General features: G+C 65.0%; 13 protein-coding genes. 1 reads left to right on the top strand and 12 read right to left on the bottom strand.

Features of this window, described 5'->3' with window-relative positions; all coding sequences use genetic code 11:
• The first annotated feature begins 255 nt into the window (after nucleotides 1–255).
• Nucleotides 256–357 carry a putative RiPP precursor gene (locus tag EN861_RS35545; RefSeq protein ID WP_189343715.1) on the top strand — a complete coding sequence of 34 codons (102 nt, stop codon included), beginning with the start codon at nucleotides 256–258 and terminating at the stop codon, nucleotides 355–357.
• Here EN861_RS35545 and EN861_RS23945 read toward each other — a convergent pair whose 3' ends face one another.
• From EN861_RS23945 to EN861_RS23890, 12 genes are all read right to left on the bottom strand, one after another.
• Nucleotides 358–1,551, bottom strand: a complete 1,194-nt coding sequence (locus tag EN861_RS23945; RefSeq protein ID WP_135865959.1) for a hypothetical protein — start codon at nucleotides 1,549–1,551, stop codon at nucleotides 358–360. It lies immediately after the preceding gene.
• Nucleotides 1,552–1,699: 148 nt separating this feature from the next.
• A complete protein-coding gene (locus tag EN861_RS23940; protein ID WP_135865957.1) occupies nucleotides 1,700–2,470 on the bottom strand; it encodes an exodeoxyribonuclease III in 771 nt (256 codons plus the stop codon).
• A 173-nt stretch (nucleotides 2,471–2,643) separates the two neighbouring features.
• On the bottom strand, nucleotides 2,644–3,297 hold the full coding sequence (locus EN861_RS23935; RefSeq protein WP_135865954.1) for an alpha/beta family hydrolase: 654 nt from the start codon (nucleotides 3,295–3,297) through the stop codon (nucleotides 2,644–2,646).
• Between the two features lie 283 nt (nucleotides 3,298–3,580).
• Complete coding sequence (locus tag EN861_RS23930) at nucleotides 3,581–4,699, bottom strand: tetratricopeptide repeat protein (protein ID WP_135865952.1); 1,119 nt, start codon at nucleotides 4,697–4,699, stop codon at nucleotides 3,581–3,583.
• Nucleotides 4,696–5,604, bottom strand: a complete 909-nt coding sequence (locus tag EN861_RS23925; protein WP_135865950.1) for a Ku protein — start codon at nucleotides 5,602–5,604, stop codon at nucleotides 4,696–4,698. Before EN861_RS23925 ends, EN861_RS23930 begins: the two co-directional genes overlap by 4 nt.
• A gap of 355 nt (nucleotides 5,605–5,959) precedes the next feature.
• Nucleotides 5,960–6,247 (bottom strand): GIY-YIG nuclease family protein, encoded by a 288-nt coding sequence (locus tag EN861_RS23920; protein ID WP_135865948.1) that lies wholly within the window; start codon nucleotides 6,245–6,247, stop codon nucleotides 5,960–5,962.
• A 157-nt stretch (nucleotides 6,248–6,404) separates the two neighbouring features.
• Entirely contained in the window at nucleotides 6,405–8,903 is a 2,499-nt protein-coding gene (gene ligD / locus EN861_RS23915) for a DNA ligase D (protein ID WP_135865946.1), read from the bottom strand.
• 41 nt (nucleotides 8,904–8,944) lie between these two features.
• Nucleotides 8,945–9,169: a hypothetical protein gene (locus EN861_RS23910; RefSeq protein WP_127278490.1), complete on the bottom strand. Its 225-nt coding sequence runs from the start codon at nucleotides 9,167–9,169 to the stop codon at nucleotides 8,945–8,947.
• 109 nt (nucleotides 9,170–9,278) lie between these two features.
• The gene (locus EN861_RS23905; RefSeq protein ID WP_135865944.1) at nucleotides 9,279–10,502 is read right to left on the bottom strand and encodes a GNAT family N-acetyltransferase; all 1,224 of its coding nucleotides are present in this window, start codon (nucleotides 10,500–10,502) and stop codon (nucleotides 9,279–9,281) included.
• A gap of 34 nt (nucleotides 10,503–10,536) precedes the next feature.
• Nucleotides 10,537–11,757: a GNAT family N-acetyltransferase gene (locus tag EN861_RS23900; protein ID WP_135865941.1), complete on the bottom strand. Its 1,221-nt coding sequence runs from the start codon at nucleotides 11,755–11,757 to the stop codon at nucleotides 10,537–10,539.
• A gap of 9 nt (nucleotides 11,758–11,766) precedes the next feature.
• On the bottom strand, nucleotides 11,767–13,068 hold the full coding sequence (locus EN861_RS23895) for a hypothetical protein (RefSeq protein WP_189343714.1): 1,302 nt from the start codon (nucleotides 13,066–13,068) through the stop codon (nucleotides 11,767–11,769).
• Nucleotides 13,065–14,234 (bottom strand): glycosyltransferase family 4 protein, encoded by a 1,170-nt coding sequence (locus EN861_RS23890; protein WP_135866401.1) that lies wholly within the window; start codon nucleotides 14,232–14,234, stop codon nucleotides 13,065–13,067. Before EN861_RS23890 ends, EN861_RS23895 begins: the two co-directional genes overlap by 4 nt.
• Nucleotides 14,235–14,366: the final 132 nt, after the last annotated feature.

The following is a 14,366-nucleotide window of genomic DNA, read 5'->3' as shown; positions in this document are numbered from 1 at the left end:
CCCGTGCTCGCGGAAGACGGACGCAGACACTGCGGCATGAAGAATATCCGCGGCGGCCCTGCTCGAGAAAATCAGCTTGAGGTCGATCGCGCCGCCGCAGCCACGGTCTCCGGTTCGATCAAACGACGCCGATAAAGGCTAGTGTCCAATTTACCACGGTCGCCGCCGATATGGACTAAGCTATCCCCGGCGAAATATTGACAGCAGGCGGAGTTATGACACACTCCGCCCGGGATATAGTGGAGAGCTTGCATCATGAAGAAGATTTATGAACGGCCCATTCTGACCCGGAAGGGCAATCTGAAATCGATCACAGCCTCGGTCAACGGCCCGATCGTGATCTCGATCACCAAGTAATCAGCCGGCCAGCACGAGGTCGTCCACCACCATTTGCCAGGAGTGTTTTGCCGAAAGGCGGACACGGGTGACTTCCCCGAGCATCGGCGCGTAGTGGAGCGGTGTCAGCGCCGACAGCACCACTTCATCGCTGGCGACCAACTGCTCACCCCGCCAGCTTTCGATCAGCGCCGTTTCCCCTTCCGCCTTCAGCCACGCAACGCTGAGCAGCACGGAGTGGAAGGCGAATGGCGTCTCACGGCTGAACTCGGCCGGATAGCCGCTGCTCGTATAGGCCACGTGGTCGCCAGAGACATTGCCGTTGACATAGCCCTCGCTATCCTTGGTGTGATCCTTCGCCATGGCGTTCAGGTTGCGCCACTCCAGCCCCGCATGGCCGCACGGGATCTTGCGGAAGCCGCGCCCGGTGACGTCATCGAAGCCGATCGTGCGCAGCGATGCCTCACTCGAAAGGGTCTGCGGCGAAAGCAGGCCGAGATTGGCCGGATAAGGCGACAGCGCCAGCCGGCTGTCGAGCCCGCCACCGGTGATCACCACCATGTCGGCTTCTTCGGCAAGCTCGAAGCGGAAGGCCGAGGCCGCCGCCAGCGTCCGGCGCTCCAGCACCTGCCCGTTCGCCATCACCGACAGCGTCGCGCTGCCGCCTGCCGCCATCCTGCCGGCCAGGCTGCGCACCGGGGCCAGCCCGACCGGCCGTGGCAGGTCCCGCGACACCAGCCCGGTGGGCGAGCCGGGCGCCAAATGGAACTCCATCGACTGCGTCTCGTTGGCGCTGGGCGAGCGCCAGCCCGGCGGCACCGAAACCGAGAACAGGTAGGCGCCGGGCAAGCGGAGTGCAGCCTTCACCGCCGATGTCGACATGGTGAAATTGGCATAGCCGGCATTGTTGGTCCTCGATGACGCGACGAAGCCGCCTTGTCCGTCGAACAGCCGCACCATGATGCCGGCCATCGGCCTGTCGGCTACGCCATAGCGGCCGTCGCGGTCGACATCGAAATAGACGAAGGACGAGTAGTTGACCGTGCCGGTGCTGCGGCTCCAGTCGGTGCGAATGGCGTAGTCGTTGGCAGGATCGGCCCGGCGCCGCGCGCGGCGGCGGGCACGCGCCTTGCGCAACAGTCGGATGACCGCGACGGCAGCGGCAATGATCGCGAGCGCCGCGACAAGGATTCCGATGAGGCCGACGTTACTCATGGCCGACGGGCTTCGACGATAGCCGCTCGCCGTTTTCACGAATGCAATGCATCAGCCGGCCCCCTCGCTGCGCTGCCAGCTTAGCGCGAGAAATGACCTGCGGAAAAGGGCTGCATGCGCCGCTGATGATGAGCGGGCGCGAGATCCCTCACCCCAATTCCACCCAGACCGGCGCATGGTCGCTGGCGCCGTCCTGCCCGCGCACGTCGCGGTCTATCCCCGCCCCCTTCAGCCGGCGCACGAGCGTCTTCGACAACAGGATATGATCGAGCCGCAGGCCGGCGTCGCGCGGCCAGCGGTTCCGGCGGTAATCCCAGAAGGTGTAGAGCGTCTCCTTCGGGTATTTCTTGCGCAACGCATCGGTCCAGCCTTGGTCGAGCAGCGCGGCGAAGGCGGCGCGGCTTTCCGGTTGCACCAGCGCATTGTCGTCATAGGAGCGAGTGGCGTAGATGTCGCGCGGCTCGGGCACGATGTTGTAGTCGCCGGCCAGCACCACCGGCAGGCCGGTGTCGAAGAGTTGTGCCGCATGCGCCTCCAGCCGCGCGTGCCAGGCGAGCTTGTAGGCGAATTTCGGCCCCGGTTGCGGATTGCCGTTCGGCGCGTAGAGGCAGGCAATGACGATACCGTCGACCGCCGCCTCGATATAGCGGCTCTGGCGGTCGGCATCGTCGCCGGGCAAGGCATCGCGGGTCAGCACGGGTTCGGCACCGCGCGCCAGGATCGCAACGCCGTTCCAGGTCGGCTCGCCCTTCCACACCGCGCCGTAGCCGGCATTGGCGAGGCTTGTCAGCGGAAACTGCGTGTCGCGCGCCTTCAATTCCTGCAGGCACACGACATCGGGCTTTGCGGTGGCGAGCCACGCCAGGAGGTTGCCCAGCCGGCTGTTGATGTTGTTGATGTTGAAGGTGGCGATCTTCATCGATGGACGCCGCTGGCGCCCCGCACTTCGTCATCCTCGGGCTTGACCCGAGGATCCATGCCGTGACGTCTGGCGTAGAATGCGACGGGCCGGAGTTCTGCTCCGTGGCGGCTCTCGAAAGTCACGGCATGGATCCTAGGGTCTGCACGCGTCGCTTCGCTCCTTGCTTCGCCCTAGGATGACGAAACCGAGGGCTGCGCCACCCACGCCTTCACCCTCTCCGCCAGCGTGGTCAGATGATCCGCCGTCGAGAACCCCGAAATGCTCTTGCGCGGCTTGAGATCATGGTCGCCATCCTCCAGCCACACCACCTTGATGCTGTCGGAGAGCCCGTAACCGGCCACCTCGTCCTTCGTGCCGAATTCGTCGCGCGTGCCCTGAAATATCAGCGTCGGCGTCTTCAGCCCGGTGAGATGTTTGGTGCGCAGCTGCTCAGGCTTGCCGGGCGGGTGGAAGGGATAGCCAAGGCAGACCAGGCCCAAAATCTCACCCTTGGCGAACATCTCGTCGGCGACCATCGAGGCGACGCGCCCACCCATCGACTTGCCGCCGATGATGAGTTTCCCGGTCACGCCCTTGGCCCTGAGATCGGCGATCGCCTTGATGTATTCAGGGTTCACCGTCTCGGCGCGCGGCGGCGGCTTGCGCTGGCCGTAGCGGCGCGCCGCCATGTAGTGGAACTCGAAGCGCGCCACCTGGAAGCCGGCCGTGGCAAAAGCCTTGGCGGTAGCGGTCATCGAGGGAGAATCCATCGACGCGCCGGCGCCATGCGCGAGCAGGACGGTGACGGGAGCGTTGTCGTGGCCATCGAAGAGGAAGGTTGTCATTATGGTCCTCGCTCGGCGCTAACGCCGCCAATCTCCCCCCTTGTGGGGGTTGAGGAATGGCCCGCAAAGCGGATGAAAGCCAATTGCTTGGCTTTCAAATGACGAACGCCCGGCAGGGCAGAGGGGAGCGCCAAGGAATGCCAGCCTACCGTCAAATCTCTCTGGAATGCGACGGTTTGAAATGAGTCGATCCGCCGGCGGGACAGCGCCCCCCTCTGTCCTGCCGGACATCTCCCCCACAAGGGGGGAGATCGGCTGTCATCGCGGCTTTCGCCAACCATCGTCACCCCGCCGACTGCGCCAATTGCATATCCACGAATTGCACGCCCCTGGCCGCCACCCCAGCCCATTCGGACTGGCTGTCCAGCTCCAGATAGCGCACCCAGAGCCGCCGCGCCTCCAGCAGATTGCCGGCATCAAACTCCAGCCGCGCCAAATTGAACACCGGGTCGGCATAAGTCCTGTCGAGCGCGATCGCCTTCTGCAAATGCCTTCGCGCCGAGGCGTCGCGGCCTTGCTCGCTCATCAGCCCGGCAAGGTTGAACCAGGCTTCGACGAAGGCCGGATCGAGTTTTATCGCCCTGGCATAATCGTGCGCGGCTTCAGCCGCGCGCCCGGACCCGCGCAAACAATTGGCGCGGTTGAAGGCGGCGATGGCGTCGGTTGGATCGATGGCAAGGCAGCGCTGGTAAAGTGCGGCGGCGCCATCGTGGTCGCCGCCCTCCTCCGCCGCTTCCGCCTCAGTGAACAGGTCTTCCAGCGTGTCGTCGCCTCGTGTGGCGGCACCCAGATCGAACAGCAACTGGCCGTCGAGCTCGCTCTGGCCGCCTTCGAGATAGATCGCGTCCGCGCGCCCATGCTGCGAGCCGACATTGAGCGACTTGGCGGTGAGCGAGGCGACCGGGCCGGAGCGGTGCACCGAGCGCGCGATCGCGCCCCAGGTCGCGCCGCCGGCGACCAGCCCGGCATATTTGCGCGCCAGGATCAGATCGCGGAAGGAATAGGGCTCGCCATCATGCTCGAAGGCATCGAACAGGCTGAGCCGGTCGAGATCGGCGCCGGACAGCCTCGACTGGTCGATCAGCGATTGGCGCGACAGCGAAGACGCCTCGGGCGCCTTCATCAGCCCGAGCAGTCGCAGGAAACCGTTCTCGCTGAGAAGCATGCGCCCGGCCGCGCGCTCGGCGACGACGCGGCGCTCAACCTCGGCATCGCCGTTTTTCGTCAGCCCTGCCTTGGCCAACAAGGCCCGTCCGAACACGACATGCGTGGTACGCCGGGTGACGCCGCGCCTGAGCTGGCCGTGCTGGCGCTCCACCTCGCGCGCGGCGAGCCTGAGCGGAAACGCCGCCAGCGCGCCGATCGTGCCGAAGACAGCGCCCGCAACGGCCGGTGCCGTCATTTCTTGCTCTTGCCGACCGCCTTGAGCAGGTTGGCCTTGAGCGGATTTTCAGGAGCAGCGCCGCCCGCGGCCGCCTTCTTGGCGGCGGGCTTGGCGACCTCGTCGGCCTTGCTCTTCGACTTGGCCGGCGGCTTCGACTGCGACAGGCTGGCCTTCAGCGCATCCATCAGGTTGATGACATTGCCGCGTTCCGGTGCCGCTGCGATGATCGGCTTGTGGCCCTTCAGCTTCTCGCGGATCATCGTCATGAGCGCGACCTCGTAGCGGTCCTCGTAATTCTTCGGATCGAAGGTGGTTTCCTTCTGCTTGATCAGCGCTTCGGCAAGCTGCAGCATTTCCGGGTCAGGCTTGCCGGCCGGGATGTTGCCGAAATATTCAGCCGTGCCGCGCACTTCGTTCGGGTTCCTCAACGTGCACACGAACATGCCGTTCTCGCGCGCGCCGATCGTCACCACGCGCTCGCGGCTGGACAGCACCAGCCTGGCGATGGCGAGCTTGCCGGATTTGCGCATGGCCTCGCGCAGCACCGCGAACGTCTCTTCCGCCATGGCCCCGTCCGGCGCCATGTAATAGGGCGCGTCCTGGTAGATGACGTCGACCTCGTCCTCGTCGACGAAGGCCTCGATGTTCATCGTATGGTTGGATTCGATGCGCACCGCGTCGAGGTCGGTGTCATCGATGATGATGTACTGCTTGTCCTCGTACTCGTAGCCCTTGACCAGATCCGCGCGCTCGACGAGCCCCAGCTCGGGATCGACCGGCTTCATGTTGATGCGGTTGTGGGTCTTCTTGTGCAGCTGATTGAACGAGATGCGTTCGCTGGCGCTGGTGGCGGGATATAGCCGCACCGGACAGCTGACGAGACTGAGCTTGAGGTAACCCTTCCAACTTGCCCTGGGCGCCATGATGAACTCCTACGCGGCCATGCGCTGACATTTTAGCTTGAGCATGATCTTATCCGAAAACCGGTTTCCCACTTTTGGGGATCATGCTCTCTGCAGCGCTTTTCGTCCGAAGGACGATCGACGCCGAGGAAATCCTACACCGACCCCGCACAATACCGGCAAATCCCTGACGAAACCTTCCGGCGCGTTTTGGGTCACGGGAAGAGAATAATTCAAATTGTCGGAACCGTCGATGGAGATGGAACTGAGAGGACTTGGTGCTTCGTCATCCTAGGGCGGAGCAGTCGCGAAGCGACGTCGCGAAGACCCTAGGATCCATGCCGCGACGCTTGAGCTTCGCAACGGCGCAGAATACTCACCAACCCGTCCCGCGAAATAGCTCGAACCATTCCGGATTGGCCTTCTCGATCAATTCAACCTTCCATTGGCGTGGCCAGCGCTTCAACGATTTCTCGCGTTGGATGGCATCAGTAATGTCGAAGTGCTCCTCGTACCAGACTAGTCGTTGCACGCCGTATCGGCTTGTGAAACGTGAGCCTTTGCCTTCCTTGTGCTCAGGCATTCGGCGACCCAAGTCGTTGGTAACCCCTATGTAGATGGTGTCGCCTTTCTGGCTCGCGGTCATATAGACGTAGCCGGTCATACTGCGATATCACCTTGCGATATTGCCAATGAACACTCCGAACGGCTGTATCTTATGACTGATGTCACGGCATGGATCCTAGGGTCTGCGCGCGTCGCTTCGCTCCTTGCTTCGCCCTAGGATGACGAAGTGTAGGGATTGCGCCGACGCTTCCGGCTTACACATGGCCAAACACCGGCAAATCCCTCGCAAACTCATCGATATCCGCCCACGGATCGCCCGATGTCTCCAGCAACCCCGGCAGCGAGGCATAATTCAAATCCTGCGGTGCGTCGATCGCCTCCAGGTCGCTCCAGCTCACCGGCGTCGAGGCCGGCAGGTTGGTGCGCGCCCGCAGCGAGTATGGCGCCGCCGAGGTGTGGCCGCGCGCGTTGCGGTGATAGTCGATGAAGATGCGCCGCTTGCGGTTTTCCTTGCCCATGGTGGTGGTGAAGGTGTCGGGCGCGGTCGCCGCCAGATGCGTTGATATGGCGCTGGTTGCCTGGTGCAGCTTCTTCCAGTTCTGCTTGCCCGTCACCGGCACGGTGATGTGGATGCCGCTGCCGCCGGAGGTCTTGGCAAAGGGCACCAGCCCCAGCCCCTCCAGCTCGCTCTTGATGTGGACGGCGGCCTCGACCACCTCGCGCCAGGAAATCCCCTCGCCCGGATCGAGGTCGAAGACGATCTGGTCGGGCTTGTCGAGGCTGGTGCGGTGCGTGCCCCAGGTGTGGAATTCGACGACACCGAACTGCGCCAGCGCCAGATAGCCTTTCGCGCCCTCGACCGAGAGATAGGACTTGGTCTCTCCCTCGGAATTGGTCGCCTGGAACGTCACCACCGAAGGCGGCATGCCGGTGAAGGCGTGGCGCTGGAAGAAGCAGTCCTTGGGCAGGCCGGTCGGGCAGCGCACCAGCGACACCGGGCGGCCAAGGATGTGCGGCAGCATGAAATCGCCGACCAGCGCGTAATAGACGGCGATGTCGAGCTTGGTCGGGCCGGTCTTGCCGAACAGACGCCGCGTCGGATTGGTCACCCAGATGGTCGCCAGATCGGCCTCCGAGATCAGGCGCTTGCGCTTGGTCGACACCGGCGTCGACAGGCCGACATCCCTGAGGCCGCGAAACACGCCATGGCGCAGCGCATTGTCCGCCGTGCGGTTGGCATAGTGGACGCGCGCCGAGAACAACGGTTTCACCCAGTGCATCTCGCGCATGATTTCGCGCGGCACCCCTTCGGGCACCGAGGCGCCTGATGTCAGCGGCTCCAGCCGCGCCAGGAGATCGGCGGCCGTCGCGCGGTCGAAGCCGGTGCCGACCTTGCCGCGATAGTGCAGTTCGCCATCCTCCCATTCGGCCATGCCAAGGGCTGCCAGCCCTTCCGCCGCGTCGGAGACGGTGTAGCCGGCAATGACGAAGTCTTCGCTCTTCAGCGCCTTGGTCTTGGTCCAGCTCTTGGTGCGGCCGCTCTGGTAGATGGCGGTCGCTCGTTTTGAGACGACGCCTTCCAGCCCCATATCCGAAGCTTGATCAAAAAGCCCCTGCCCCGAACCCTCGACATGGTCGGAAAACTGGATGGCGGAATTGGCGCCGAGCCCGCCAAGCAGTTCGGCCAGCAGCGCCTTGCGCCGGATGAGCGGCACTTTCATCAGGTCCCAGCCATCCAGATGCAGCAGATCGAAGGCATAGAAATGCAGCTTGCTGCCGGCGCCACTTGCCAGCGCGTCCTGCAGCAGCGCGAAGCGGGAAATGCCCTTGGCGTCGAGCACGACGATCTCGCCGTCGATGATCGCCTCGCGGCACGGCAGCTTGGCGAACGCACCGGCCAGGTCGCCATAGCGCTTCGTCCAGTCGATGCCGCCACGGGTGATCAACCGCACCTCCCCATTGGCGACATGCGCCATGGTGCGGTAGCCGTCGAATTTGATCTCGTGCAGCCACAGCTCGTTCGTATTCTCGGCAGGGCTTTCGCCGCCCGGCGGCTTCGGCACCTGGGTCGCCAGTTGCGGCTCGATACGGCTGAGCGCCGGCGCCTTGGCCGCGCCGGGCAGCTCGCCCGGCTTCAGCGAACCAGGCTTTGGCGCGGACTTCGCGACCGGCTTCGGCGGTGCCACCAACTCCTCGATGCGCAATCCGGATTTGACGCTGTCCGGCCGCGCTTCGAGAATGTCCAACGCCGTGTCGGCGGCGAGGTCGCGCTCCTTGAACAAGAGCCAGTTCTTCTTGTTCTCGTCCTCGCCGGGCTTGGGCTTCAGCCGGGTCAGCATCCAGCCGCCATTGAGCTTTTCGCCGGCCAGCCGGAACTTGAAGGCGCCGGTGCGCAGGCTTTTGTCGACATCGTCCATCGGCGCCCAGCTGCCGGTATCCCAGACGATCATCGGCCCGCCGCCATATTCGCCCTCGGGGATGACGCCCTCGAAATCGATATATTCGAGCGGATGGTCCTCGGTCTCCACCGCCAGTCTTTTGTCGGCCGGGTTGAGCGAAGGCCCACGCGGCACCGCCCAGCTTTTCAGGACATCGCCGACCTGCAGGCGCAGATCGTAATGATCCGCCGTGGCGTGGTGCTTGTGGACGACGAAGCGATTGCCGTCGCCGACGATCAGGCCGCCGGCGGGTTCGGGCGTCTTGGAGAATTCGCGCTTGGCGCGGTAGGTCTTGAGCTTGGGAGGGCTGGCCATCGGTCAGAGATCGAAGCGCGTGGCAACAGCAAACAAGCGTCTCAATCGTCAATCGCCGGCGTCAGCTCAAGCTCGGCCGGCGACAGCCCCTGCTGCAACTGGCTCAAGCGGAATTCGTCGACCCAATAGGCCTCGCCGTCGACCAGCACGCGCGCGCTGTAGGTGCCGCCCGAGAAACTCTGCGCAGTGATGTAGACCTTGTGGCGGTCGAGTGCCTTGCGCACCGCGGCGCGCTTGGAGTTCTGGCTGTTCACGGCAGTGGACATGCGCTTCGCCCTCGGTCGCCTGACACGGAACTCGGCCGCTCTTGGCCGCCCGGCGACTGGCCCCAAGGATGGCGGAGACGCGCGGCCCTGTCAATTTCGCGGGCGCCCTTCAGGTCTTCAACCGCCGCAAACGGCGCATCACGCCCTGCACGGCCTTGTAAAGCGGCGGGTTGGAGCGCACGAAAAGCTCGGTCTTGCCGCGCAGCCTGATATAGGCGGTCGAACCCCTGCCCTTCAGCGTCATCGGCTCGCACAATTCGGCCAGCACCGAGCTCGCCGCGCCGATATGCTGCTTGTATCCCTGGCTGCCGACCGAAAGGTCGAAATAGCCGAGCCCTTGCCCCCGCCCCCATATCATCAGCTTGCCGATCGTGGTCAGGCCCGGCGAGACGTTGGGCACCGCCTCCTGGTCGATCCCGAGCAGCAGGGCGTGCAAGGTGCCCTTCATGACCAGCACGTAGATCACGGCGAGATAAGCTTGACCGACGCGCAGCCCGAACAGCCGCACCGAGCCGTCGGAAAGCCCCTGCAGGGCGGCATTGCGGTAGAACTCGACGATCGGCGCCTGCGTCAGGAGGTCGAAGCGGCCGAGCTCGCGAAAGCGGTTGAGCCTGAGGTCCAGCAGTGTGCCGAACTGCTCCTCGATCATGTCAGGCGTCTCGGCTTCGACCAGTGCGAGGCCGCCGAGCTGTTCGAAGCGGCGGCAGTGCTTGTAGAAATGCTTGGTGAAGGACTTTTTGCAGATACGCTTGATCAGCGTTTCCGGCTCGCCATCCATGACCAGGCCCGAGGCGATCTGGATGGAGTCGCGCGCCGCCGAAAGCAGCGCCAGCGGGTTGGCGACGCCGTGGATCTGGCGCGGGATTCCCGCCACGTGGATGCGGTCGGCCGGCGGCAGCACGGCGCGGACCGCGGCCCAGGCAGCGTCGGCGCTTTGCGTGGTCCAATGCCTGGCATCGGCCAGCAGCGGCGCCGAATAATCGCACACGCCGCAGCTCAGCCATTCGATCACATAGTGGCCGAGCGCCCGGCGCCGCATCAGCGGCAGCAGCATGACAGGCGCGCCCGTGGCGGCGTCGTTGACCTCGACGACGAGCAGATCGGCGCTTTTGGGCATCAGCCGGCCGGCGATTCCCTCCACCCAGGCAAGGCCCTGGTGGCCGGTGCACAGGCCGGTTTCCTCGAGGCGCTGCCAGAGCTGCCTTATGGTGTCGAAGCTGGTGTGCAGCCGCGCCGTATAGTGCGCACCGACGTCAATGCCGGCTCTGATCGGGGAAACTGGTTGTACCGGTGCATCCGCCGCCGCGGCCGGCTGCACTGCCTGGCTTGCCACATGCTTCTCCTATCCGTTCTGGCCCGCCCCGGCATCAACCACGCAAGCGCCGCAAACCCCGCATCGTTCCCTGGACCGCTTTGAGCAGCCTTGGGTTGGAGCGCACGAAAGCCTCGGCCCGCCTGCGGAACTCGATGGCGGCATTGGCCACCCTGCCCCGCATCGTGAACCCATGGCGGAGTTCGACCAATACCGAACCCTTGGCGCCCATATGTTCCTTGTAGCTCTGGTTGCCGACGGACAGGTCGAAATACCCAAAGCCCTGTTCGCGCGCCCAGCCGATCAACCTGCCCATGATTGCAAGCCCCGGCGAGACATTGGGCACGACGCCTTGGTCCATTGCTATCAGCAGAGCATGAACAGTCCCTTGATGAACCAGGAGATATTGAACCGCGATCAGGGCCTCGCCGACGAGCAGCCCGAAAAGCCGCACGGAACCGTCCAACAGGCCCTGAATGGCCGCGTTCCGGTAGAAATCGACGATCTTCTCCTGCGTCAGCAAGTCGAAGCGGCCAAGCTCGCGAAAGCGGTCGAGCCGCATCCGAACCAGTTCACCGAAGATGCGCTCGACCTCGGCCGGCGCGCCGGCCTCGACCAGCTCCACGCCGCCAAGCCGTTCGATACGACGCCAGTCCTTGCCGAATTCCTTGACGAAGGACGGCCTGCAAAGACGCTTGAGGACTGTTTGCGGGTCGCCGTCGATGGCGAGGCCGAACGTGGTCAGCATGGAATCGCGCGTGGCCGGGAGCATGGCCAGCGGATTGGCGACGCCGTGGATCTGTCGCGGAATTCCCACGATGTGGACGCGGTCCGACGGCGGCAGCGCCGAGCGCACCGCCGCCCACGCGGCCTGCGCGGATTGCCTGGTCCACGGGCTGGCATCGGCCAGCAGCGGCGCCGCATAGTCGCAGACGCCACAGCTCAACCATTCCACCACCCAATGGTGGAACGCCCTGCGCCGCATCAGCGGCACCAGCATTCTGGGTTCGCCCGTCGCGGCGTCGCCCACCTCGACGATGAGGAGTTCAGCACTTTCCGGCAGCAGCCGCGCGACGATCCCTTCCGCCCAGGCGAAATTCTGGTGGCCGGTGCACACGCCCTGCGCCTGGAGGCGCAGCCAGAGCGGCCTGGCCGTCTCGAGGCTGGTGTGCAGTTTCGCCGTATAGGCGTCGTTGGCGGCGATGGCGGCGGGGTGTGGAACCTCCCCGTCGGGCAGGTCGGTCATCGCGGCAATTTGCACTGCCTGGTCTGACACGTGCCTCTCCTACCGTCTTGCCGCGGCGAACGAAACCGCCCGCCGCCACGAGCCCAGCCGGCTGTCGCGCTGCTGGTCCGGATGTTCGATGTTCCACATGCGGTGATGCACGAAATACCACGATGCCACGAGCACGAAGATTTCGGAGATCGCGGAACCAGCCAGCGACCAGGGCGGAGACGCGACCGCCAGCAGGATCGCGATCAACGCCAGCCCGACGATGGCGCCGCCCAGGGTGATGAACGCGACGATGCGGAAGTCGCCCATGATCTCGAGCACGATGCGGGGCATGATGTAGAGCATGATCGGGATGAAATTCGCGATCACGAAGAGCCCGATGAACTCCACCGACGCATTCTGGAGAGCCTGCGATTTTATCATCGGCAGGACGAACAGGATGGCGCACCCATAGGCCACCGCACCGAGCCCCATGACGACCGCCCACAGCTTTGCCTGCGCCCAGACACGGCGCGTCTCGTTGTTGCGCATCAGCTTGGCGAGTTCCGGCTGCGTCATATTCACGAAGGCGAGGCTGATGATGCGCAGCGGCGCGAACAGCACGATTACCGCCGCCAGCGGCGCATAGGCGGCCGGCCCGGCAATGCCGGCGACCAGAAGCGCCAGGCATTGGCCCTGGATGTTGGTGGTGGTGGCGCTGAATGCCGACCAGCAGAGCTGGGCCCAGAGCCTTGCATAGCGCCGCCGCGTCGGCATGCGGAAGCTGATGCGCATCGTGCGCCGCGCCAGCCGGACCAGGACGAAGATGCCGAACAGATTGGCCGCCGCAAGCGCGTAGAACACGGTCTGCAGCATGTCCCTGGCCATCCAGATCGCCAGGCCGGCCATGACGGTGCCGGCGATCGTGAAGGCGGCATCGCTGATGGAGACGATCACCTGCTGGCGGCGCGCGAAGAAGGCCGTGCGCATGTGGCTGCGCAGCGACCATGCCCCGACGAAGCAGCCGGCGGCAATTCCGCTGGGATCGCCCAAAAGGCGCATCACCACCGCCGTGCCGACGGCCATCAGCAGCGCAACGACCAGCGCCGCCGTCCCGAAGGCCACGTCATAGGCGTTGACGCCGGCGCTGTTGGTGCTCTTGCCCATCCAGATCGAGGCGGGAACGGCGGTGAGCGACCTGATGTAGGACAGGCCGACGCCGCCCATCACCATGCCGATGGCGAAGAGACCGTAGCCTTGCGCCGACAGCATGTGCAGCAGCGCGATGTTGAGGGCAAAGTGGAAGCCGCTCTGCATCGCCTCGCCGCCGATCATCAGCACCAGGCGCCGCACCAGGTGGCCAGGCAGTTTCACGGCCGTGTCTCCGCCTGGCGCGCGGTTGCCGTCCGGCTCGGCTTGGCGATGGTTGCCTTCAGCTTGTCCGTGGCTATGGCCGCGATCGCCGCCGCGGCGACCGGCTCACTGAAGACCGCCTCGTAGCGCGCCCGCCCCGCGGCGACAAAGGAGCGCCAGGCCTCGGGCCGCAGGATGATTTCCTCGAGTTTGCCGGCGAGCGCGGCGGCATCGCCGGGCGGAACATGCCAGCCGGTTTCGCCGTCGGCGACCACCTCGACCAGCCCGCCGATCGCCGACACCAGCGGCGGCCGGCCATGGGCCATCGCTTCGATGGCGACGCGGCCGAGCGATTCGGGACGCCGCGACGGCACGGTGACGATATCGGCCCAGCGATAATGCTCGGACGGGTCGGGAATGAAGGGCAGCACGCTGACGCGTCCGCTGAGCCCCATGCCGTCGACCAGTTCGGCCAGCGCGCGCTCGCGCTCGACGCTTTCGAAGGCGCCGCCGACCAGGCGCACCTCGACCCTCGACCTGAGGTCCGCCGGCAGCGAGGCGATCGCCTCCAGAAGCACTTCCTGGCCCTTGATCCTGTTGATGCGGCCAAGCAGCAGCACCTTGAGCGGACGCTTGCCGTCATAGGTCATCGCTTCGGCCGCCGGCGGGCCGGCAACGCCGTTATAGACCACATGGGAGCGCGCGGATCGGGGCTCGCCGAACGCGGCGCGGGTGGCGCGCGAGTTGAAGATGAGATCGGCACGGCTCCAATGCATCAGGCCGACAAGGATCCTGCGCATGGCGCCTTCGGGAATTTCATGGATGTGCAGCACGGCCTTATCGGGCAGAAGGCGGGCGGCCAGCGCGTAGTCGGCCACGATCGAGGTGTTGACATAGGTGAGATCGCAATCCCTGAGCCGCCGCCAGGCCCTCAGCACCGCGACCGGCAGCCGCGCCATCTCGATGGTGGCAAGGCGCGCAATGGCCTGGCGCCTCAGCACCCAGAGCGGCTCGAAGACGATCCGGGTCGCATGCGGTTCGAGGATCTGCACGATCGGTCCGCCGCGCGGCAGGACCACTTCGATGTCGGCTGACGGAAACGCGGCGCGCAGCGCGGCCACGCTCTCCGCGAAGCTGCGGTCGGAGCCATAGAGTTCATAGCCCTGATGGATGCAGGCAATCCGCATCTTCACATGCATCTTTCTGTCAGGGGTGGTGTACGATTCCGCCGCCTGACGGCATCAGCGACAGGAACTTCAAGTCCAACACCCCTTTGGACTCCACTGGTTGCCATGAAACGGATGAGATCCGGATCACCA

The sequence above is a fragment of the Mesorhizobium sp. M8A.F.Ca.ET.218.01.1.1 genome, assembly GCF_004791165.1.
In the GTDB taxonomy this organism is placed as follows: Bacteria; Pseudomonadota; Alphaproteobacteria; order Rhizobiales; family Rhizobiaceae; genus Mesorhizobium.
The sequence above is the reverse complement of the archived record's forward strand: the minus strand, read 5'-3'. Positions and strand labels throughout refer to the sequence as shown.

Coding starts and splice junctions, on each gene's coding strand:
- EN861_RS35545 (WP_189343715.1), top strand. CDS start 256: ATGAAGAAGATTTATGAACGGCCCATTCTGACCCGGAAGGGCAATCTG.
- EN861_RS23945 (WP_135865959.1), bottom strand. CDS start 1,551: ATGAGTAACGTCGGCCTCATCGGAATCCTTGTCGCGGCGCTCGCGATC.
- EN861_RS23940 (WP_135865957.1), bottom strand. CDS start 2,470: ATGAAGATCGCCACCTTCAACATCAACAACATCAACAGCCGGCTGGGC.
- EN861_RS23935 (WP_135865954.1), bottom strand. CDS start 3,297: ATGACAACCTTCCTCTTCGATGGCCACGACAACGCTCCCGTCACCGTC.
- EN861_RS23930 (WP_135865952.1), bottom strand. CDS start 4,699: ATGACGGCACCGGCCGTTGCGGGCGCTGTCTTCGGCACGATCGGCGCG.
- EN861_RS23925 (WP_135865950.1), bottom strand. CDS start 5,604: ATGGCGCCCAGGGCAAGTTGGAAGGGTTACCTCAAGCTCAGTCTCGTC.
- EN861_RS23920 (WP_135865948.1), bottom strand. CDS start 6,247: ATGACCGGCTACGTCTATATGACCGCGAGCCAGAAAGGCGACACCATC.
- ligD (WP_135865946.1), bottom strand. CDS start 8,903: ATGGCCAGCCCTCCCAAGCTCAAGACCTACCGCGCCAAGCGCGAATTC.
- EN861_RS23910 (WP_127278490.1), bottom strand. CDS start 9,169: ATGTCCACTGCCGTGAACAGCCAGAACTCCAAGCGCGCCGCGGTGCGC.
- EN861_RS23890 (WP_135866401.1), bottom strand. CDS start 14,234: ATGCGGATTGCCTGCATCCATCAGGGCTATGAACTCTATGGCTCCGAC.